Annotated in this window: 21 protein-coding genes; 10 read left to right on the top strand and 11 right to left on the bottom strand. The window is 65.2% G+C overall.

Features of this window, described 5'->3' with window-relative positions:
* The first annotated feature begins 107 nt into the window (after positions 1-107).
* Positions 108-398: a chorismate mutase gene (locus R4P57_RS22415; protein ID WP_032396247.1), complete on the top strand. Its 291-nt coding sequence runs from the start codon at positions 108-110 to the stop codon at positions 396-398.
* A gap of 49 nt (positions 399-447) precedes the next feature.
* On the opposite strand, the gene R4P57_RS22410 is transcribed toward R4P57_RS22415, so the two are convergent.
* Complete coding sequence (locus R4P57_RS22410; protein WP_317805182.1) at positions 448-1,899, bottom strand: NAD-dependent succinate-semialdehyde dehydrogenase; 1,452 nt, start codon at positions 1,897-1,899, stop codon at positions 448-450.
* 82 nt (positions 1,900-1,981) lie between these two features.
* On the opposite strand from R4P57_RS22410, the gene pgi reads away from it, so the two are divergent.
* Entirely contained in the window at positions 1,982-3,631 is a 1,650-nt protein-coding gene (gene pgi / locus R4P57_RS22405; protein ID WP_317805062.1) for a glucose-6-phosphate isomerase, read from the top strand.
* 129 nt (positions 3,632-3,760) lie between these two features.
* A complete protein-coding gene (locus R4P57_RS22400; RefSeq protein ID WP_317805061.1) occupies positions 3,761-4,729 on the top strand; it encodes a hypothetical protein in 969 nt (322 codons plus the stop codon).
* Positions 4,730-4,786: 57 nt separating this feature from the next.
* Here the strand turns inward: R4P57_RS22400 and R4P57_RS22395 are convergent, their stop codons facing one another.
* Entirely contained in the window at positions 4,787-6,403 is a 1,617-nt protein-coding gene (locus R4P57_RS22395) for an acyl-CoA dehydrogenase family protein (protein ID WP_317805060.1), read from the bottom strand.
* Entirely contained in the window at positions 6,390-6,992 is a 603-nt protein-coding gene (locus R4P57_RS22390) for a TetR/AcrR family transcriptional regulator (protein WP_317805059.1), read from the bottom strand. The genes R4P57_RS22395 and R4P57_RS22390 overlap by 14 nt, the downstream gene beginning before the upstream one ends.
* A 61-nt stretch (positions 6,993-7,053) precedes the next feature.
* On the opposite strand from R4P57_RS22390, the gene R4P57_RS22385 reads away from it, so the two are divergent.
* The 3 genes from R4P57_RS22385 to R4P57_RS22375 are packed head-to-tail and all read left to right on the top strand — an operon-like array spanning position 7,054 to position 9,324.
* Positions 7,054-7,818 (top strand): crotonase/enoyl-CoA hydratase family protein, encoded by a 765-nt coding sequence (locus tag R4P57_RS22385; protein WP_121870687.1) that lies wholly within the window; start codon positions 7,054-7,056, stop codon positions 7,816-7,818.
* Positions 7,815-9,062 carry a hypothetical protein gene (locus R4P57_RS22380; RefSeq protein WP_317805058.1) on the top strand — a complete coding sequence of 416 codons (1,248 nt, stop codon included), beginning with the start codon at positions 7,815-7,817 and terminating at the stop codon, positions 9,060-9,062. Before R4P57_RS22385 ends, R4P57_RS22380 begins: the two co-directional genes overlap by 4 nt.
* A gap of 16 nt (positions 9,063-9,078) precedes the next feature.
* Entirely contained in the window at positions 9,079-9,324 is a 246-nt protein-coding gene (locus R4P57_RS22375) for a DUF2630 family protein (RefSeq protein ID WP_317805057.1), read from the top strand.
* Between the two features lie 14 nt (positions 9,325-9,338).
* Here R4P57_RS22375 and R4P57_RS22370 read toward each other — a convergent pair whose 3' ends face one another.
* Positions 9,339-10,097, bottom strand: a complete 759-nt coding sequence (locus R4P57_RS22370) for an SDR family oxidoreductase (protein ID WP_317805056.1) — start codon at positions 10,095-10,097, stop codon at positions 9,339-9,341.
* A 29-nt stretch (positions 10,098-10,126) separates the two neighbouring features.
* Between R4P57_RS22370 and R4P57_RS22365 the strand changes: the two genes are divergently transcribed.
* Positions 10,127-11,569 (top strand): NAD(P)/FAD-dependent oxidoreductase, encoded by a 1,443-nt coding sequence (locus R4P57_RS22365; RefSeq protein ID WP_317805055.1) that lies wholly within the window; start codon positions 10,127-10,129, stop codon positions 11,567-11,569.
* Here the strand turns inward: R4P57_RS22365 and R4P57_RS22360 are convergent.
* The gene (locus R4P57_RS22360) at positions 11,563-12,969 is read right to left on the bottom strand and encodes an APC family permease (protein ID WP_317805054.1); all 1,407 of its coding nucleotides are present in this window, start codon (positions 12,967-12,969) and stop codon (positions 11,563-11,565) included. The genes R4P57_RS22365 and R4P57_RS22360 overlap by 7 nt on opposite strands.
* 60 nt (positions 12,970-13,029) lie before the next feature.
* Here R4P57_RS22360 and R4P57_RS22355 point away from each other — a divergent pair, with 60 nt between their 5' ends.
* Positions 13,030-13,158: a hypothetical protein gene (locus tag R4P57_RS22355; protein ID WP_317805052.1), complete on the top strand. Its 129-nt coding sequence runs from the start codon at positions 13,030-13,032 to the stop codon at positions 13,156-13,158.
* A gap of 9 nt (positions 13,159-13,167) precedes the next feature.
* Positions 13,168-13,944, top strand: a complete 777-nt coding sequence (locus R4P57_RS22350) for an IclR family transcriptional regulator (RefSeq protein WP_317805051.1) — start codon at positions 13,168-13,170, stop codon at positions 13,942-13,944.
* On the opposite strand, the gene R4P57_RS22345 is transcribed toward R4P57_RS22350, so the two are convergent.
* The 5 genes from R4P57_RS22345 to R4P57_RS22325 all read right to left on the bottom strand — a co-directional run bounded on the left by R4P57_RS22345 (position 13,932) and on the right by R4P57_RS22325 (position 19,181).
* On the bottom strand, positions 13,932-14,921 hold the full coding sequence (locus tag R4P57_RS22345; RefSeq protein ID WP_317805049.1) for a D-glycerate dehydrogenase: 990 nt from the start codon (positions 14,919-14,921) through the stop codon (positions 13,932-13,934). The genes R4P57_RS22350 and R4P57_RS22345 overlap by 13 nt on opposite strands.
* Complete coding sequence (locus R4P57_RS22340; RefSeq protein ID WP_317805047.1) at positions 14,918-15,841, bottom strand: hydroxymethylglutaryl-CoA lyase; 924 nt, start codon at positions 15,839-15,841, stop codon at positions 14,918-14,920. Before R4P57_RS22340 ends, R4P57_RS22345 begins: the two co-directional genes overlap by 4 nt.
* Positions 15,842-17,062, bottom strand: coding sequence for a CoA transferase (locus tag R4P57_RS22335; RefSeq protein ID WP_317805045.1), 1,221 nt, complete (start codon positions 17,060-17,062; stop codon positions 15,842-15,844). It lies immediately after the preceding gene.
* Positions 17,063-17,094: 32 nt separating this feature from the next.
* On the bottom strand, positions 17,095-18,471 hold the full coding sequence (locus R4P57_RS22330; RefSeq protein ID WP_317805044.1) for a GntP family permease: 1,377 nt from the start codon (positions 18,469-18,471) through the stop codon (positions 17,095-17,097).
* Positions 18,472-18,620: 149 nt separating this feature from the next.
* Complete coding sequence (locus tag R4P57_RS22325) at positions 18,621-19,181, bottom strand: molybdenum cofactor biosysynthesis protein (protein WP_317805043.1); 561 nt, start codon at positions 19,179-19,181, stop codon at positions 18,621-18,623.
* A gap of 74 nt (positions 19,182-19,255) precedes the next feature.
* Here R4P57_RS22325 and R4P57_RS22320 point away from each other — a divergent pair, with 74 nt between their 5' ends.
* Positions 19,256-20,800 carry a carboxylesterase/lipase family protein gene (locus tag R4P57_RS22320; protein ID WP_317805042.1) on the top strand — a complete coding sequence of 515 codons (1,545 nt, stop codon included), beginning with the start codon at positions 19,256-19,258 and terminating at the stop codon, positions 20,798-20,800.
* Here R4P57_RS22320 and R4P57_RS22315 read toward each other — a convergent pair.
* A complete protein-coding gene (locus R4P57_RS22315; protein WP_317805041.1) occupies positions 20,793-21,659 on the bottom strand; it encodes an Fpg/Nei family DNA glycosylase in 867 nt (288 codons plus the stop codon). The genes R4P57_RS22320 and R4P57_RS22315 overlap by 8 nt on opposite strands.
* Between the last annotated feature and the right edge of the window lie 2 nt (positions 21,660-21,661).

Below are 21,661 nucleotides of genomic sequence, written 5' to 3'. Positions count from 1 at the left end.
CCCTGATTCCGGACGAGAACCGAACGATCGGCGATGCAGTTCCGAATACGAAAGGCGTAACGGTGACGGACGACGCAACGATCCAAGATGTGACCCGAGGAGAGACGATGGCCATGACGACGAAGATCGACTCAGAGACCGCATTGCCCACCAGCGAAGCCGAGATCAACGACCTGCGCCAGGAAATCGACCGCCTCGATGCCGAGATCCTCGCCGCAGTGCGACGTCGATCCGAGGTCTCGCAGATCATCGGACGCACCCGCATGGCCTCCGGCGGACCGCGCCTGGTGCACAGCCGTGAGATGAAGGTTCTCGAGCGTTTCAGCAGCCTGGGCCAGGAAGGCCACACGCTGGCCATGCTCCTGCTCCGCCTCGGCCGCGGTCGTCTCGGACACTGATTCCACCCCCAGGTCGGGCGCGCCGTGTGCGCACCCGACCTGCGTTCGTTCACTTCAGAGCGATGTACTTGGTCTCGAGATATTCCTCGATTCCCTCGGATCCGCCTTCGCGGCCGAATCCCGATTCCTTCACCCCACCGAACGGCGCTGCCGCGTCCGAGATCACTCCGCGGTTCACGCCCACCATGCCACTGTCGATGGCGTCGGCCACCCGTAGCGCACGATCGAGATTCTCCGTGTAGATGTACGACGCGAGGCCGTACTCGGTGTTGTTGGCCGCGTCGATACCTTCCTGCTCGGTGTCGAAACCGACGATCGGAGCCACCGGCCCGAACACCTCTTCCTTGAGGATTCTCGCCTCGGCAGGCACATCGGTGAGGACGGTCGCCGGGTAGAAGTAGCCGTCCCCGCCCGGTGCAGTACCGCCGAGTGCGACCGTCGCACCCTTGGCCACCGCGTCGTCGACGAGCTCCTGGACGGTCTCGAGCTGGTCTGCATTGATCAGTGGTCCGAGCTTCGTATCGGGGTCGACGCCGGGGCCGAGCTTCATCTCGGCCATCTTCGCCACGAGTTTGGTGGTGAACTCCGCACGCACGCTGTTGTGCACGTGCAATCGGTTCGCCGCGGTGCAGGCCTCGCCGCCGTTGCGCATCTTGGCGAGCATCGCGCCGTCCACGGCGTCGTCGATGTTCGCGTCGTCGAACACCACGAACGGTGCGTTGCCACCGAGTTCCATCGAGGTGCGCAGCAACCTCGTCGCGGACTTCTGGACGAGAGACTTGCCGACGCCCGTCGAGCCGGTGAAGGTGAGTTTGCGCATCCGCGGATCCTCGATGAGGGGTCCGGTGACGTCACCGGACTTCGACGTCGTCAGCACCGAGAGCACACCTTCGGGCAGGCCGACCTCGTCGAAGATCTGAGCCAGCAACAGCATCGTCAGCGGGGTCTCACGAGCGGGCTTGACGACGATGGTGCAGCCAGCGGCCAGAGCGGGCCCGATCTTTCTGGTGCCCATCGCCAACGGGAAGTTCCACGGGGTGATCGCCAGGACCGGTCCGACCGGCGCTTTGGTGACGAGGATTCGTCCATTGCCCGCCGGGGCCGGGGTGTAGCGACCGCCGATGCGTACCGCTTCCTCTGCGAACCAGCGGAAGAACTCGGCCCCGTACTTCACCTCGGCCTTCGATTCGGCGAGGGCCTTACCCATCTCCAGGGTCATCAGCAGGGCGATGTCGTCGGCACGTTCGGTGACCTTCTCGAATGCCGCTCGAAGAATTTCACTGCGTTCGCGGGCAGGTGTTGCCGCCCAGCTCTTCTGCGCCGCCGCGGCTGCGTCGAGCGCCTTCATCGCGTCGGCAGGCGATGCGTCGGCCACCTCCGTCAGGGGCCGCCCGGTGGCCGGATCGTTCACCGCGAACGTCTTATCTCCTTCGGCGTCGACGGCCTTTCCGCCGATCCACAGTTTTGCCGGAATCGAATCGATCAATGCACGTTGGTCCATACCGTCCATGATGCCTCCGCAGCGCCCCACGCAAACGAGAACGACGCGCGCGTGACTGTGCACGGGATTACTGTTGGTGCGTATGAGCGTCGATATCACCGGCACGGATGCCTGGCAGAAGCTGACCGATCACCACTCCACGATCGCCGATACTCATCTTCGGACTCTGTTCGCCGATGACGCCGACCGAGGCCGTACGTTCACCCTCGAGGCCGCAGACCTGCACATCGACTACAGCAAGCACCGCATCACCAGTGAGACCGTCGCATTGCTCGTCGAACTGGCCAGTACCGCCGATGTCGAAGGCAAGCGCGACGCCATGTTCGCGGGCGAGCACATCAACACCTCCGAGGACCGCGCCGTTCTGCACACTGCACTGCGTCTACCGGCGGACGCTTCGCTGACCGTCGACGGCCAGAATGTGGTTGCCGATGTGCACGAAGTCCTCACGGCCATGGGCGAATTCACCGACCGAGTGCGGTCGGGCGAATGGGTCGGGGCCACCGGGGAGAAGATCACGACCGTCGTCAACATCGGCATCGGCGGTAGCGACCTCGGACCGGTCATGGTCTACAACGCGCTCCGCCACTACGCCGACGCCGGGATCTCCGCGACGTTCGTCTCGAACGTCGATCCCGCGGATCTGGTCGGTGCGCTCGACGGACTCGACCCCGCGTCGACGCTGTTCATCATCGCGTCCAAGACGTTCTCCACCCTCGAAACGCTGACGAACGCCACCGCGGCCCGGCGCTGGCTCGTCGATGCGCTCGGTGAAGATGCCGTCGCCAAGCACTTCGTCGCCGTGTCCACCAACGCCGAGCGCGTCGCGGACTTCGGTATCGACACCGCCAACATGTTCGGTTTCTGGGATTGGGTGGGCGGACGCTACTCCGTCGATTCGGCAATCGGGTTGTCGGTCATGGCCGTTGTGGGCAAGGAAGCGTTCGGCGAGTTCCTCGACGGCTTTCATCGCATCGACGAACACTTCCGCACCACACCGCTGGCCGAGAACGCGCCGGTTCTGCTCGGCCTCGTCGGCCTGTGGTACAGCTCCTTCTTCGGCGCGGAAACCCGTGCAGTGCTGCCGTATTCGAATGATCTCTCCCGTTTCGCGGCTTACCTGCAGCAGCTGACCATGGAGTCCAACGGCAAGTCCGTCAAGGCCGACGGCTCCCCCGTCGCCACTCCGACCGGCGAGATCTTCTGGGGCGAGCCGGGCACCAACGGGCAGCACGCCTTCTACCAATTGCTGCATCAGGGAACACGTTTGGTGCCTGCAGACTTCATCGGATTCGCCGAACCCACCGACGATCTGCCCACCCGTGACGGCACCGGCTCGATGCACGATCTGCTGATGAGCAACTTCTTCGCCCAAACGAAGGTGCTCGCCTTCGGTAAGACCGCGGAGGAGATCGCCGCCGAGGACACTCCGGCAGATGTGGTGCCGCACAAGGTAATGCCCGGCAACCGCCCAACCACCTCGATCCTCGCCCCCAAACTCACACCGTCGGTGGTCGGCCAGTTGATCGCCCTGTACGAGCACCAGGTCTTCGTCGAAGGCGTCATCTGGGGAGTCGACTCCTACGACCAGTGGGGCGTCGAACTCGGCAAGACCCAGGCACTCGAACTGACGCCGGTCCTCACCGACGCCGAAGCTCCTGCCGCGCAATCGGATTCATCCACCGACGCACTGGTGCGCTGGTACCGGACGCAGCGAGGTCGTTCGGCCTGAGTCCCACTCCGCCGCGAATCAGCTCCCCAGTTTCGGATTTCTGCCTCCGATCGGCGTCGGATATCCAAAACTGGGGAGCTTTTTCGTTGCATACGGATCCGTTTCGGCGCCCGGCGCGTCCAAGCAGGCATGGACTTACCCCAGACGGATCTGTTCACCCGGGCCGATGCACTCGCGTTCGGACTGACCGACGACGACCTGCGTCGACTCCGCCGCACCGGTGAGCTGTCGTTACTGCGACCCGGCTACTACGTGCCGGGCGCGGTGATGCAGTCGGCCAGTCCGACAGAACGTCACTCGTTGCTCGCACGGTCCTACCTGTTGTCGGCACCAGCCGGCGAAGTTCTCAGCCATGTTTCGGCGGCCATTGCCTGGGGCTTCGACATCTGGCAGCTTCCACTGGACAAGGTGCACATGACGCACGGTCTCGACTACGCCAGCAAACGCCGCCCGCTACGAATTCTCCACGGCACCACACTGGATCCCACGGAGCGTACGACGATCGACGGCTTTCCGGTCACCTCGGCAGCCCGCACCATCGTCGACATCGCGCGCACCACCACCGTAGAACGGTCCGTGTGCGTGGGTGACAGCGCGCTGAGGTCCGGCAACACGGATTCCGACGCCCTGTCGACGGCGGTGGAGTCGGCGCGGTTCCGCACCGGTATCTCCGCCGCCCGACGAGCGGTGTCACTGATGAGCGGGCGCGGCGAGAGCGTCGGCGAATCTCGAAGTCGCGTGCTGTTCGAGACGCTTCCCATGCCGACTCCACTGCTCAATCAATGGGTGTACGACGGTGCGGGCCGTTTCGTCGGACGGGTCGACTTTCTGTTCTGGGAGTTCAAAGTGATCGGTGAGTTCGACGGGGAGTCGAAGTACGACTCCAAGCGTGTACTGCTCGACGAAAAGTATCGCGAGGACCGACTACGCGAGTTGGGATGGGTGATCGTGAGGTGGAATTGGCGGGACCTGGACGATCCGCGAGCACTACTTCGCCGCTTCGAGCACGCCTTCGCCCGCGCGGCAGGCCTTCCTACGCCGGCCGGGTGGTTCGGGGACCAGCGTCTGGCAGCGGATCAGCTCCCCAGTTTCGGATAACCGACTCCGATCGGCGTCACAAATCCAAATACGGGGAGCCGATCAGCATCAGCGGCATCACACCCGCGTCAACACCGCCGCCGTATCGACTCCCGTCGGCAGGGTGCCGAAGGCGATGCCCCAGTCTCGGTCGAGTCGACTGGCGCAGAAGGCGTCGGCAACAGCGGCATCCCCGTGCATCACCAGTTGCGCGCCCTGGAAGGTCAGGGCCATCAGTTCGACGACTCGCCGGGCCCGGTATTCCATGTCGGAGGTGTCGGAGAGTTCCTTGCCGACGCGGGCGATGGCGTCGTCGAGGCGAGAATCCGCGCCCGACGCCTGGCCGATCTCACCGAAGAACGCCTCGACGCTGTCGGGTTGACGGGCCAGTGCGCGTAGAGAATCGAGTGCGGCGACGTTGCCGGAGCCTTCCCAGATCGACATCAGCGGCGATTCGCGGAACAACCGAGGCATTCCCGATTCCTCGACATAGCCGTTGCCACCGAGACATTCGAGTGCTTCGGCGGCGTGGGCCGGTGCTCGTTTGCACACCCAGTACTTGGTGACGGCCAACGCGATTCGGCGCAGTGCACTCTCCTGTTCGTCACCGCGCGCCGAGCCGTCGGTGGCCTGTGCCAGGCGGATCATGGCGGCGGTGGCGGCTTCGGATTCGATGGTCAAGTCTGCCAGCACGTTTCGCATCAGAGGCTGATCGATGAGTGCAGCCCCGAACGCAGCTCGGTGACGCGCATGATGGACTGCGCGCACGGTGGCGTTGCGAATTCCGGCCGCTGACCCGATGACGCAGTCCAACCGGGTCATGTTGACCATCTCGATGATGGTGCGCACGCCGCGACCCTCTTCGCCGACGAGCCAGCCGGTGGCCCCGTGGTATTCGAGCTCACCGGATGCATTCGACTTGTTGCCGAGCTTGTCCTTCAAGCGCGCCAGCATCATTCGGTTGCGGGTGCCGTCGGGCAGTACACGCGGCAGCATGAAGCACGACAGCCCGCCGGGTGCTTGGGCGAGGGTGAGAAACATGTCCGACATCGGTGCGGAGGTGAACCACTTGTGACCGGTGATCGAATACGTTCCGTCCGAAGACGGCGTGGCCGTGGTGGTGTTGGCCCGTACGTCGGATCCGCCCTGCTTCTCGGTCATGGACATGCCTGCGATCAGTCCACGCTTGCTCGACGGGGTCCGCAGGCCGAAATCGTATTCCCTCGACGCCAGCAGCGGCTCGTACTGCGCAGCCAGAGAAGCATTGTGCCGCAACGCCGGGACGACGGCGTAGGTCATCGAAATGGGGCACATATGTCCGGCCTCGGCCTGCCCCCAGACGTAGAACTTCGCGGCGCGGGCGACGTGTGCACCCACGCGGTCGTCGGCCCACGGACTGGCGTGCAGCCCGTGCTCGACGGCAACGGTCATCAGATCGTGCCAATGCGGGTGGAATTCGACCTCGTCGATGCGGTGCCCGTACCGATCGTGGGTCTTCAACACTGGCGGGTTCTCGTTGGCGAGCCTGCCCCACTCCTGGGCCGCCGCGCCACCGGCGAGTGTCCCGAGTTCGCGGACCTCGTCGAGTGCCCAGCCTGCGCCCGCCCGCGTCACGCCGTCGAGCAACGACTGGTCCGCGGAGGTGTCGTAGGGCGTCAGGTCGATTGCCTGGTTGAATACCTCATGCGTGTCCATCTCGAACTCCTAACGCGCGCAACGACAATGCGACGAGACTGGGTACAGGATCCACCGATTCGTGCGAGGACAACGGGCCGACCATCACTTCGCCGACGGCACCGACCAAAGCCGCTGCAGAGATTGCCGCGTCCTGCTCGGGGATCTCTCCGGCGTCGATGCCCGCCACGATCGCGTCGGCGAAGGCGTCGGTGAATTTCCGCCGAAACACCAACCGCTCGGCGTCGACGGCCGGGTCAACAGGTTCGGCCAACAGGGCATACGCCATCGTCCGGTTCTTCAGGGCGCGTCCGGCGAAGGTCTGCACCACTGCGGTCACTCGCTCGACGGCGCTGCCGTGCCCGGCAACGTCCACCACTGCCGCGACCTCCCGACTGCAGACCTCGCGGAAAATGGCGACCACCAGATCCGACTTGCCCTCGAAATGGGTGTAGACGCTGCCGGAGGACACTCCTGCGGCCGCGGCGACCGACGCCACCGACAGGCCGGCGTACCCCTGCGTCGAGAGAACCTCGATGGCGGCGGCGAAGAGTTTCTTGCGTGCGGCATCGAGCCTGGCCTGCACTGCAGGGGTTCGTCGGTACGGCATGCAAGGATTGAAGCACTGATTCACTGCTTCACGCAAGAGAACTCGAGTAACGTTCACTGACATGCCGGTACGGATCGAGCGATCAGGCCCCGTCACCACCATCGTCCTGTCGCGCCCGGAGGCACGCAATGCCGTCGACGGCCCCACCGCCCAGGAGTTGATCCAGGCGTTCGAGGAGTTCGACGCCGACGAATCCGCCTCGGTGGCAGTGCTGTGGGGCGAGGGCGGCACGTTCTGCTCGGGAGCCGACCTCAAGGCACTGGGCACACCGCGCTCGAATCACGCGACCGAACACGGGGACGGGCCGATGGGCCCGACGCGAATGCGGTTGTCCAAGCCCGTCATCGCGGCCGTGTCGGGATACGCCGTCGCGGGCGGACTGGAACTCGCACTCTGGTGCGACCTACGCATCGCCGAGGACGACGCCACGTTCGGCGTCTTCTGCCGGCGCTGGGGAGTTCCGTTGATCGACGGCGGCACAGTGCGATTGCCGCGCATCGTCGGTACGGGCCGGGCGATGGACATGATCCTCACCGGTCGCGCCGTCGACGCCGAGGAGGCGTTGAACATCGGACTGATCACCAGAGTGGTTCCGGTGGGCCGAGCCCGGTCGGAAGCGGAGGCGTTGGCCGCCGAACTCGCGCTGCTGCCGCAGACCTGCATGCGTGAGGATCGACTGTCCCTGCTGGAACAGGACGGCCTCGACGAAGAGTCCGCCCTGAAGAACGAATTCCGACACGGTGCCATCTCGATCAATGCCGACGCGCTCAGCGGCGCGAGCAGGTTCGCGTCGGGGGCGGGACGACACGGCACCGCGAGCCCGTGAAATCCACACGCCTGTCGGTGATCGACGAGATATTTCTCCGGACCCACCGCGGTTACGGAATTCCCATTGCACTGCAGGGCATCTGGCGCACCACCGAGACGGTGAGCACAGAAGAACTCCACAGGGTCCACGACGAGCTGGCCATCGGGCAGCTCGGCCGTCGAGTCGGCAAGCCCCGCACACCCGGGGCACGACTTCGATGGGACATCTCGTCCGAATCGCTTCCGCTCCACTACGGCACCGAGGCGGTCGACGACATCATCGGATGGGCCGATGCGCAGGCAGACGTTCGACTCGACCCGCAGTACGGGCCCGGCTGGCGGTTGACGGCCGCGCCCGTTGCACACGGCGGCACCGTGCTGTCTCTGGTGTGTTCGCACGCGCTGGCCGATGCTCGGGAGCTCATCGACGCTGCCGCTCGAGCATTCTCCGGGTCGACACCCGTACCGGCGCTGCACCCGGGCTCGGATGTGAAGGACGCGATCTCGATGATCGTCACCGTTCTCCTCCGATCCATCGCGGCGACGGCGAGATTGTGGGTCAGCAAGAAGGCCCGCGCCGAACTGCGGGCGTTCACCACCGCCGACAGCGGCGGCATCGCGCCGCACCACGCGCGCAGGATGCAGTCGGTGATCGTGGATATCGATGCTGCGGAATGGGATTCGGCTGCGCGACGCGTCGGCGGATCGGCCAATTCGTTGTTCGTCTCTGTCGTCGCCGCCACGATGAGCGAACTCGGGTCACCCGCGGTGACCGTCGACATTCCTTTTCGCACCGGGTCCGGTGATGCCAACGCGATCGGCATGGCCACCGTCGCCGTCCGTGGAGACGACTCGCCCGCGGCCATCCGAGCGGCGTGCAAGGCGGCGTTCGGCAAACCGGTCGGAGCACCGGCAGGCTATCCACCCGAGATCGTTCAGCTGCTCCCCCACCGCGTCGCCGCGAAGCTGACGTCGACCCCGGGGCGCGGAGAAGTGTTGTGCTCCAACATCGGCGACATTCCCGACGGCATCACCGCACTCGGCCCCCACCGATCGTGCGGACTCGCGACCCGCGCGATCCATCCGAACCCGTCGGGCGCGCTGTCGACGATCAGAATGTCGACCTACCTCTCCCGACTGGACAGCAACTACACACTGTCGCTCGTCTGCACCGACAACGCCCTGGCCGGATCGACGGCCGAGCTCACCGCGGCCGTTCAACGAGCCCTGGCGACGCGGAACCTGGCCGCCAAACCCTGGTAGGTCTACCGTTGTCGCCATGAACGAGCACGATATCCACACCAAGATCCAGCAGCTCATCGCCACCGAGCACAAGCTTCGCACCGAGACCCAGTCGGGCGACATCGACCCGGATACCGAGAAGGCCCAACTGGCATCCCTCGAGCACGCGCTCGACCAGTGCTGGGACCTGCTCCGCCAGCGTCGGGCTCGCATCGATGCAGGGAAGAACCCCGACACCGCTACCGCAAACAGCGTCGAGCAGGTGGAGGGCTACCTGCAGTAGCCCCTGCCCGACTCCTAGACCATCCGATCCGTCAGCACGTTCGGCAGGAACCGCAGCGCCGCGTCGATGCCCCGCCATTTGAGTCCGGGTAGCGCGGCGCGGCGGGTCTCGCTCTCGATCGCGTCGACCATGGCGGTCACACCCTCGTCGAGAGTGGCTGTGAGAGCGGCACTGTCGCCCGCTTTTGCGGACATGTCGGTGGCGATGAAGCCGGGCAGCAGGGTGGTGACGGCAATGTCGGTTCGCGACAGTTCCGTGGCCAACGATTCGCCGAGCGAGGCCACTGCGGCTTTGCTGGCCGAGTAGGTCGCCTTGGCCCCCGGCAGTCCCCGGTCGGCGCTGATGGACGAGACGAAGACCAGGTGCCCGCGGCGCTGCTCACGAAAGATCGACAATGCGGCCTCGGCCTGCGAGAGCGCTCCGATGAAGTTCGTGCGGGCGGTGTGCAGGTTGGCCTCGGCTCGCCCGGTACCGATTTTCGCGCCCTTGCCGAGCCCGGCATTGACGATCACTCGATCGAGGCCGCCCAGTTCGTCTCGCAACTTTCCGAAGACCTCACCGACGGCGTCGTGATCGGTGACGTCGAGGGCTCGGACCACCACGGTGATGTTCGGGTTGTGGTGCATCAACTCGGCGCGAAGGTCGTCCAACCGCTCGACCCGCCGGGCGCAGAGGGCCAGATCCCGGCCCATGCCTGCGAACCGTCGCGCCATTTCCTCACCGAGCCCCGAGCTAGCTCCGGTGATCAGAATCTTGTTCCGAGTGGTCGCCATAAGCGGCGAGCCTATGTCACTGTGGAGCAATGGCCTCAGAAAGCTCGGAATTCGATGTCATCGTCATCGGCGGTGGACCGGTCGGCGAAAATGCCGCGCAGTACGCGATTGCAGGCAGCGACCGCACCGCTGTGATCGTCGAGCACGAACTGCTCGGCGGCGAATGCTCGTACTGGGCGTGTATGCCGAGCAAGGCGCTGCTGCGCCCCAGCGAGGTTCTCGACACCGCACGAAACATGCCGGGGGTCAAGGAACTGGTCGGCGATCAACCCCTCGATGCCGATGCCGTCCTGGCCCGACGCGAATCCTTCACCCACGGCCTCGATGATTCGTCGCAGGTGACGTGGGCCGAGACGTCGGGCATCTCGGTGATCCGTGGCCACGGTCGCCTCACCGGGGAGAAAACCGTCGAGGTCGACGGCAGTACGCTGACCGCGCGACACGCAGTCGTTCTCGCCACCGGAACCACTGCGTCCGTACCGAACACACCGGGCCTGCGCGACGCCCAGCCGTGGATCTCCCGCGATGCCACCAACATTCACGAGACCCCTGGTCATATCGCCGTCATCGGCGGTGGCGTCGTCGCGACGGAAGCGGCCACCTGGTTGCTCTCCCTCGGGGCGAAGGTGACGATGATCGTGCGCGGCTCGTCGCTGCTGGCCGGTTCCGAGCCGTTCGCAGGCGAACTCGTCGCGAGCGCACTGAAGGATCGCGGCGCAACGATCATCCTCGACGCCACCCTCGAGTCCGTGTCACGAGAGAACCCTGCCGACACCGGCATCGGCCGAATCCACGGCGGCCCGGTCGTTCTCGTCGTCGACGGTGGCGAAATCGTCGCCGACGAAGTTCTCGTCGCCGCAGGCCGCACCCCGGCGAGTGCGGACCTCGGGTTGTCGACTCTCGAACTCGAGGAGGGTCGCTACATCGACGTCGACGATCATCTGAACGTTCCCGGCCATGAGTGGCTCTACGCGGTGGGCGACGTCAACGGACGAGCGCCGCTGACGCACATGGGCAAGTACCAGGGCCGGGTGGCCGGTGACGTCATTGCCGCCAGGGCCGAGGGAAAGCCGCTGGACAGCAAGCGATTCCGTGCGACTGCAGATCACGGTCAGATCCCCCAGGTGGTGTTCACGCCGGTCGAGGTGGCGTCCGTCGGACTGACCGAGGCACAGGCCCGAGAAAAAGGCATCGACGTCGAGATCGTGGCACAGGACATCGCCGTCGCGGGTTCGTCTCTGCAGCAGGACGATTACTCGGGACGTGCGCAGCTGGTGATCGACCGGGCCACCAACACGATCGTGGGCGCGACTTTCGTCGGCCCGGGCGTCGCGGAGCTGGTGCATGCAGCCACTGTGGCCGTGGTCGGCAAGGTTTCGCTGGACGACCTGTGGCATGCGGTGCCGTCGTACCCGACGGTCAGCGAGATCTGGCTCAGACTCCTCGAAGCTCGACGAACTGCCGATCACTGACGCATGTACGCCGCGGCGATGCCCTCGTAGGTTTTCGGGTCGGTGCGCCGGATCCGTAGGGCCACCAGTACACCGAGGATCGCGGCGAGAATCAGCACCACCGGAATCGCGTTGACGACCGCAGAATCGGAACCGGTCAAGATGCTGTAGTTCGTTCCGGCGAGCACCAATCCGGTCATGAAACCGGCGAAGCCGATGCCGGGCGCAATCCCGGTGCGCCACAGGGATCGGTCAGGATGGCCGATGAAGAACACCACCACGGACAGAGCCGCCGCAGCCTGCAGAGCGATCACTCCCAAAGTGCCGAGGCCGATGGCACCGGCGGCGTAGATCAGGTACGGGTCGGCACCGGTCACCGCGAACACGGTCAACGACACTGCGGCAACGATCGAGGCGGTGATGCTGCCGATGTGCGGACTCGAGTGCTTGGGGTGAATTCCGCCCAGGCGCACCGGAAGTACGCGCTCACGCCCGAGAGCGAACAGATATCGACTGGCCGCGTTGTGCACGGCGAGATACGACGCGAGCACGCTGGTGCACAGCAGCACCGCAGTACCGTCGTACAGCACGGTTCCTCCGTACTGCTGCGCCAGCGTGAACAGAAGATTGCCCAGTTCGGTCTGGGCCAGCACCGGTGCGTCGACTCCGCCCGCGGCCCCGACGATGATCCAACTCGTCAGCACGTAGAAGACGGCGATGAGCGAGACCGCGATGAACGTGGCGCGCGGGATGCTGCGCCTCGGATCCTTGGTTTCCTCGCCGTACAGTGCCGCAGACTCGAAGCCGATGAAACTCGAAAAGGCGAACATCATCGCTATGCCCAGCGATCCGGAGAACACCTGCGTCGGGGTGAACGACTCCAGTGGCACCGCCGCGGTTCCCTTGTCACCCACCACCAAGACGTTGAACACCGTCAGAAAAGCGAATTCGAGCACCATCAGCGACCCCAACACCTTGGCCGAAAGGTCGGCATTTCGGAAGCCGAGGAAAGCGACAATCACGACAGCGGCCGCCGTGAAGACGTACCACGGAATGTCGATACCGGAATCGGCGAATACCAGATGCGTGAAATATCCGAATGCGCCCGAAAGCCCGCACGCCAGCGAGGTATAAGCGACAACTGCGACATATGCGGCAGCAACTCCGGGCGGCTTGCCCAGCGAAAGACCGATGTACGTGTAGAACGCTCCGGTGCTGTAGACCTGCTGGCTGATCGCCGCGAACCCTACCGAGAAGCACAGCAGCACAACGGCACTGATCGCGTAGGCCGCAGGCAGGCCGGCACCGTTTCCACGTATCAGGGCCAGCGGGACGTTGCCGATCATGGCCGCCATCGGTGCTGCCGCGGCGACAACGAGAAATACAACTCGACCGGTGGTCAGAGTACGTCGATCGGACATCGTTGGGACGCTACTCGTAGAGGCCGCACAATGCTGACATCGATTACGAAAAAGGCTGACGTGGAATACGCTCGTGGATTCGAGAGACCGGTCGACTTCAGTGACACCGTGGTCGCGAGTGGGTCCTCGCTGTACGTCGCGATCACCTCGGTTCTCATCCTGGCCGCCCTCGGACCGGCCTTCACGTAGATTGGTCGGGTGAGTACCGAGAGCGCGTCGAAGCAGCAACCGCTTCTCGTGCTGGGCAAGATCACCGAGATTCTCGACGCCTTCTCGTTCGACCGTCCGTCGATGACGCTCGGTGACATTCAACAGACCACCGGCCTGCCCACCTCGACGGTGCAGCGCCTCGTCACCAACCTTGTGCAGCAAGGATTTCTGGACCGGGGCGGCGATCGTATTCGCATAGGGGTGCGGATGGCCTACTGGGCCGCGACGGCGACCAAGGACCTCGACGTGCTGTCGGTCGTCAACCCCGTGCTCAAGGACATGCGCGATCTGACGACCGAGACTGCGTGTTTCTTTCGGCCCGAGCAGAACTACCGCGTGTGCGTCGCCATCGCCGAGACCCGCCATGCATTGCGCCGAGACATGTACGTCGGCAAGGTGATCCCGCTCAGCGCGGGATCGGCCAGCCGCGTCCTACTGGCCTGGAACGACGAGCTGGCCGAGCGTGTTCTCTCCCGCGAACTCGAATCCATGACCGAGCAGACGATCACCGAAGCCGAGACGATGCGGACCCTGTTGGCGCAGACCAGGTCCGACGGCTACGCGATCACCACCGGCGAGCGCGAGACCGGCGCATCGGGGCTGTCCGCGCCGGTGTTCGATTCGGCCGCGGACATCGTCGGTGCCGTCACCATCAGCGGACCGACGCTGAGGATGCCGCAGTCGCAGTGCGAGGACTGGGTGGATCTGCTGATCTCCCATGCCGAGCGGATCACGAGGACCCTCGGCGGCCGCTACCCCGCGTGAGACCAGGCGTCGGGATTCACCGGATGTGGTGGCATCGAACCACCGAACATCGCGGCTGCATTGGTTGCACACAGCCGCGCCATCTCCGAACGCACCGACACCGTCGCGCTGCCCACGTGGGGCAGCAATACCGTGTTGGGCAGAGCCGCCAGGCCGGGCTCGAGGGCCGGCTCGCGCTCGTAGACGTCCAATCCTGCTGCGGCAACGGTCCCCTCGCGAAGCGCGGTCACCAGCGCGGCCTCGTCGATCACCGGTCCGCGCGCGGTGTTGATCACGATCGCCGACGGCTTCATCGCCCCGAGTACGGCGGCGTCGACCAGATGGTGCGTGGAGTCCGACAGCGGAACATGCAGGGAAAGGAAGTCGCTGGTCGTGACGATCTCGTCCCAGGATGCATGCTCGACGCGACCCGCGAACTCGCCGAGCTCGTGGTCGGAGACCTCGCGGTCGCCGGGCGGGCGGGGACAGAACTTGACCGTCATACCGAAACCCAGTGCCCGGCGCGCGGTGGCGCGGGCAATGCGTCCGAAGCCGGCCAGCCCCAGCACCCGGCCCGAGACATCGCTGCCGAGAAGCAGTTCGGGCTCCCATCCGGTGAACGAGCCGGAGCGGACGAACGCATCGGCCTCGACGGCTCGGCGGGCCGTGGACAGGATGAGCAGCATCGCGATGTCAGCGGTCGAATCCGTCAGCACCCCGGGCGTATTGGCGACCGTGATGCCGCGTTCGGTTGCGGCTCCGATGTCGATGTTGTCGAATCCGACGGCATAGTTGGATATCCCGACGAGTGATGCCGACGCCAGCAGGTCGGCGTCGAACCGGTCACGCAATTGGGATACGACGACCGAGTATTCCCCGGAGGAGCAGGCGTCGACCAGCTCCTCGTGATCGACCTCCCGCAGGTCCACTTCCCCCGCGGCGCGCAGAATGTCCATGCCCGGCGAGGGAATCTCGGTGGTGACGAGGATGCGGCTCATACGACCCACTCGAATACGTGGGCCTCGGACCGTGCACCCTGAACTGTTTTCGATCGCATGGGCTCGCCCAGTTCGGTCAGCAGCTCTTCGGACAGCTCCACCATGGTGGCAAGGGTTTTCGGCTCGAACCAGTCCGGCCGCGTGGCGAAGAGTATGTCCTCCGACGAGGTGTTGCCGCTGGCACCGGGGGCGAAAGGGCACCCGCCCAGTCCGCCGAGCGAACCGTCGACCATCGTTGCTCCGGCAGAGATCGCGGCCAGAGTGTTCGCGACGCCCAGGCCCCAGGTGTCATGACCGTGGAACACCACTCTGCGGTCGGGGGTTTCCGCGCGGACCCGCGAGATCAGCGACGAGACCTGCACCGGAACCGCCTGCCCGAGGGTGTCGCAGATGACGATATCTGTTGCGCCGGTTGCTCGTTCGTCGTTGGCGATCTCGATGACCCGATCCGGCGGCACCTGCCCCTCGAACGGGCAGGTGAAGGAGGTCGCGATACACAGCTCGATCTCACCGTCCACCGATCGAGTGATGTCGACGGCGTCGGGCATCGCAGCCAGGGACACCTCGGTGGTCCGACCGATGTTGGCCTGATTGTGCGAGTCCGATGCGGAGAAGCAGTACTGGAAATTGCGGGCCCCGGCGGCAGCTGCCTTCTCGACGTGACGTGGAGTGGCGACCCACACCCAACAACGCGCGAGTTCCTCGGCGGTCAACTCACCGATGACCTCGAGCGTGTTGGCCATCGGCGGGACCTTGTCGCCCCGCGCCATGGACCCGATTTCGAGCGACGGCACGCCGAGTTCGATGAGGGCTCTGATGATCTCGAGCTTGCGTTCGGTGGACAGCATCTTGCCGGTGAGCTGCAGGCCGTCGCGCATCGTGACGTCGCGCAGTTCCGCAGCGGGGGTGAATCGGTACATCTACAGGCCTATCTCTTCGTCGGTGCGGCCGAGCAGGGTAGACAGTACTTCTCGGGTGTGTTCGCCCAGATCCGGTCCGACCGAACGGATCGGCAGAGACGCGTCACCGATCACCGGGACGACGCCGACGAATCCGACGTCGGTTGGCTCGTCGCCTCCGGTGTCGACCGGGAAGTGCTGAATCATGTTGCGGGCGGCGTACTGCTCGTCGGCGACGATGTCCGCCGCGGTGTAGATCGGACCCGACGGCACCCCGGCGGCGTCGAGAATCTTCAGAGCCTGCTCGCGCGAATGCAATCCGGTCCAGGCCGAGATAGCGGCGTCCAACTCGTCGCGTCGACGCCACCGGCCGGCGTTGGACGCGAGGTCCGGATCGGCTCCCAGATCGGGACGATCGATGGTCTCCATGTATCGCTGGAAGATCGCATCGCCGTTCCCGGCGATGATGATCGAATGACCGTCGTTGCACGGGTATGCGTTCGAGGGTGCGATGCCCTCCATCCGGCCGCCCGTTCGTTCGCGTTCGACACCGTAGGCGAGGTAGTCCGGAATCAGCGATTCCATCATCGACAGAATCGATTCGTTCAGCGCCACATCGATGGAACGCTGTGCCAGCGACAGCGGGGACTGCTCGTCCGGTGCCTGCGCCGCGCGCTGGGTCTGCCGTTGGAACAGGGCCATGACGCATCCGAACGCCGCGTACAGCCCGGCGATGGAGTCCCCGATCGACACCCCTACCCGAACGGGCGGCCGATCCGGATCACCCACGAGATTGCGGAAGCCGCCGTATGCCTCTGCGACAGCGGCGAATCCGGGTCGCTGCGACATAGGGCCCGTCTGGCCGAAGGCCGAGATACGCGTGATGATCAATTCGGGATTGGCGGCCGAGAGCACCTCCGGCGAGATACCCCATTTCTCCAGCGTGCCGGGCCGAAAGTTCTCGAGCACGATGTCGCATTTCGCTGCGAGATCGACGACGTCCTTGCGCCCCTGCTCGGTGCGCAGATCGAGCACGATCGACTTCTTGTTGCGGTTGATCGTGCGGTAGAGCATCGACGTGGTGCCGGAGTAGAGCCGCCAGTTGCGAAGCTCGTCGCCGGTTCCCGGCCGCTCGACCTTGATGACCTCGGCACCGAAGTCGGCGAGCATGCGCGCCGCAGTAGGGGCGGCTATGTAGTTGCCGAGCTCGAGAACTCGAACTCCGCTGAGCGGCAGTGCCATCGTGTTCCTTTCGGTACTCACAGAATCAGGACTCACAGAATCCAGCTCATCGGCACGATCAACGCGATGGCGATGACCGATGCCACCGAGACGCCCACCGAGCATGTCTTGAGTGTGCCCCGGGTCGACTGGCCCATCAAGGACTGCAGCAGCCAGAAGGTGTTGCTGGTGACGTGTACGGCGAACAGTGATCCGGCACCCGCAGCAAGCGCGATGAACACCGGGTCGAGACCGATCAGCGGAGCGACCGGGGCGAGAATGCCGGCCGAGGTGATGGCGGAGATCGTCACCGATCCGACGGCGATGTGCAACGCGGCAGCGATCACCCACACCATCAACAGCGGCGCTGCGGTACTCGCCGTGAAGTACTGGCCGAGGATGCCGCCGAGACCCGCTTCGTTGATGACGGCCGCGAGCGATCCACCGACACCGGTGAGGATCAGGATCTGACCGCTCTCGGCGAAGCCACGGGCGAGAGCTTTCTCCACCCGAGCCTGACCGACGTGGTAGCGACCGATGAGGCACGTCCCCACCAAGCCGATGAGCAGCGCGATGACCGGGCTGGCAATGAATTCGACTACGGGAACCGATATTTCGGCGACTTCGAGAACGGCTCCGATCGCGATGAGGACGAGCGCGAGCAGCAGCGGCGAGAGCAACACCAGCAACTTCGTCTGCTTCTCGGTGCGCACCTTCTGGGCTACGCCACCTCCGGTGTCGAGGGGTTCGCCCTCGGAATCGGCAGGCTCCGGGACCACGATGATCTGCTGCTCGTCCTTCTCCTCGTTCCACCAACCGTGCCGGAAGACGAACGACATGATGGCCACCGACAGCACGACGACGGGAACGATCAGGATCAATCCGTAGATCATCATCTTGCCCAGCGGCACCCCGAGCAGTCCGGCCAGTGCGAGCGTCGCGACACCGGGGACCATGAACACGATGCCGCATTCGAGCGCGATCGCCAGCGCCGTGGCCATCCGCGCTGTGCCGTACTTGCCGATCTTGGGCGCGAGGTTGCGTGCGAGCGGAGCGGAGATCACCAACAACACGTCGAGGAAGATGGACTGCAGCAGAGTCGCGATGGTCAGAGACAGCGCGTACGGCAGCCGCTTGGGACCGAATGTTCGCAGCAGCGTCCCGACGAGTCGTTGGATCGCGCTCATCTCCTGCAGCACCGAACCCATCAGGACTCCGAACGCGATGAGCAGCCCCACCTCGGCCATGATCTCGCCGAATCCGCCGGTGATGGTGTCGACGGTGGTCCCGACTCCGAGCTTGGTCGCCAGTCCCAGGTATGCAGCCCCGAGCACCAGCGAGATCACCGGGTTGAAGTGAAAGCGAACGATGAAGACCACCACGGCCAGCACGGCGACGACGGTATTGATCACGATCCACAGGTCGGACATCGGCACTTCTTTCCGATCTAGAGTGACCGACGCCATCGCGTGCGGCTCGGTGTGATCCGTCACACCAATACCCACATTATGGGCACAGATTTACTTCGTGAGCAAGGGTGTAGACAGAGCGACACCACGACATCCGGGGGAAGGCCAGGTCAGATCGGCTGAGCACGCCTGACGGACAGCGCGGCTCGCGAGGCATCGAGTTCGACGGGCGAGCGAACCAGCAGTTCCCCTACCCGCAGGATCCCGTCCGACAGCGGTTCGACCCGCAGCCCGCCGCGACCGATCAGTGCCTTGCGTGCGCCGTCCACCACCATGCGGTCCATCCACGCGCACGGATGGGCCGGTCGGCCACCACGGAACGCGATCCAGCCGTCACCGGAATCGAGCTCGAATTCCAGACCTCGCAGTGGGTCGAGCTCGAGACCGCGCACGACGACATTGCGCCTGGCCACCGAGGGATCGGGCACCTCGACGCCGAGCACATCCCCCACGGCCTCCCATGCCTCGAGCGACAGAAAGCTCACCGCCGCCTCGGTATGCGCTTTCACGCCGAAGAATCGATCGCCGCGGATGCCCTTGTGGGCCACGATCTCGACACTGACGGGCAGTTCGGTCGGTACATCGGCCGGGCCGTCCTTGGATCTCCCGAAGTACGCGTGCGAGGGTGCCCGCAGCAGCTCCACTATCTCGGCTCGATACTCGAAAGGCATGCCCTCGAGTCTGCCCGGTACCGATCCTCGCCGGTTCTTACCCGCGGGTAAGGACGGATCAGTACACTCGCGACATGGCTGTGACGACACGCGTGACCACCTCCGACGGCATCATCGAGGGCAAGCCGGTGGGTGACCTCACCACCTGGCGCGGCATCCCCTACGCCGCCCCGCCCGTCGGCCCGCTGCGGTTCCGAGCGCCGCAACCGACCGAACCGTGGTCGGGCGTGCGCGACGCCACCGAGTGGGGCAACGCCTCCATTCAGCACAAGCGCGGCACGATGCTCGCGGTCGGCAAATACCAGCCGTCGAGCGAGGACTGCCTGACGCTCAACGTGTTGGCCCCGAGCGCACCGAGCGCGAACCCGCGACCGGTCATGGTGTTCATCCACGGTGGTGCCTACACGCTCGGCACATCGGCGACCCCGCTGTACGGCGGCGGCTCTCTGGTGCGCCGCTCGCTGAAGGACGGCGACGGCATCATCTACGTGTCGGTCAACTATCGACTCGGCGCTCTCGGCTACCTCGACATGTCCCAGTTCTCCACTCCCGAGCGGCCGTTCGACTCCAACCTGGGCTTGCGGGATCAGGTCGCGGCTCTGGAATGGGTGCAGCGCAACATCGCGAACTTCGGCGGCGATCCGAACAACGTCACCATCTTCGGCGAGTCCGCCGGCGGCAATGCCGTCACCACTCTCATGACGGTTCCCGCCGCGAAAGGCCTGTTTGCACAGGCCATTTCCGAAAGCTCCGCCCCGGGCATGACGGCCACCAAGGAGCGCGCCGATCAATGGGCGCGCGAGTACGTGGGCTACCTCGGCGGCACGGTCGAGACCGCCACCGAGACCCTGGAGAACGCCGAGGTGCTCCGGCTCGGTCGGGCGGGCACCAAGCTCGGCCTCACCACCCTGCACCGCACTCCCGGCCTGCTCCCGTTCGGCCCGGTGATCGACGGCGACTTCCTGCCGGTCAGCCCGGTCGAGGCCTACGCGAACGGCACCGCGCACCGCGTCCCGCTGATCATCGGCACCAATGCCCGTGAGGGAACACTGTTTCCGAAGTTCCTCGACGCACTGCCCACCAACCCCGAGCGCATCACCAAGCTGTTCTCCCTCACCGACCCCGACGCCGAAGCTGTCGTCACCGAGGCGTACCGCGGCTACCCCAACGAGCGCGCAGCCATCGACTTCGGCGGCGACTTCACCTTCTGGAAGCCGTCTCTCGAAGTGGCCGAAGGACATTCGCGTCACGCACCCACGTACTTCTATCGCTTCGACTTCGCCCCGCGGTCGATGAAGGTGCTCGGCCTCGACGCCACCCACGGCTTCGAACTGTTCGCCGTGTTCGGCATCAACGCGACCCTCTTCGGCAAGGCGCTCACACTGACCGGCGGACGGAAGGCATTCGCCGAGGTCACCGAACAGGTGCAGTCGAACTGGATTGCGTTCGCCACCAACGGAAAACCGTTGGACACGTGGCCGGCCTACGACGAGGATTCGCGTCGGACATTGATCTTCGACACCCGCACCCGGGTACAGAAGGACCCGCGGAGCGACCGGCGCAAGGCGTGGGAAGGCTACCGAGGCTACGACAGCCAGAGGCTCGAACCCGTCACTTGAGCAGTCGCGACATGCGACGGTCGGCGAGAATCTTGCCGGCCGTCTGGCACGTAGCGCAGTACTGAAAAGAGCGATCGACGTAGGCGACTTCACGGACCGGGTCGCCGCACACCGGGCACGGAAGTCCGGTTCTGGCGTGCACGCGCATCCCCGATCGCTTCTCCCCCTTCAGACGCGCCGCATCCTGCCCGGCCGAGCGGGCCACCGCGTCGGACAGGACCGAGCGCATCGCCGCGTAGAGCGCGCCGACGGATTCGGGATCGAGCTTGCTCGACGACGCGAAGGGCGAGAGCTTCGCGACGTGCAGTATCTCGTCCGAGTAGGCATTGCCGATGCCCGCCAACAGCGACTGATCCACCAACGAGGTCTTCAGTCTCGCGGTGGTGCCGGCGAGGATCTCGGCGAATTCGAGCTCGGTGACCGTCAGCGCGTCGGGTCCGAGCCGGGCGATACTCGCGACCTGTTGCGGGTCGCGTACCACCCACACCGCCAGCCGCTTCTTGGTGCCCGCTTCCGTGAGATCGATGGCGGGCGTCGATCCCTCGGGGGTGAAGAAGTGGATCCGCAGCGCCAGGGGCCCTTTGCCCGGCTTCGGCGGTGCGACGCTGGGGTTGTCCACCCACCGCAGCCATCCTCCGCGCGAGAGATGCGTGATCAGCCACAGGTCACCGGCTCGCAGCGCCAGATGTTTCCCGAACCGGGCGGCATCGGTGACGTCCTTGCCTTGCAGCTCGGTGATCGGCGGATCGAAGGTCTTGAGCACGCTCAGCGCAGCGATGTCGATGCGCCCGATCACGGCACCGACGGCATGCTCACGCAGAAAGCCGGCAAGGGCTTCCACCTCGGGTAATTCCGGCATGA

The sequence above is a fragment of the Rhodococcus sp. IEGM 1330 genome, from assembly GCF_033142445.1.
Classification (GTDB): Bacteria; Actinomycetota; Actinomycetes; order Mycobacteriales; family Mycobacteriaceae; genus Rhodococcoides.
Note: the sequence above shows the minus strand (reverse complement) of the source record. Positions and strands in the feature narration are given on the sequence as shown.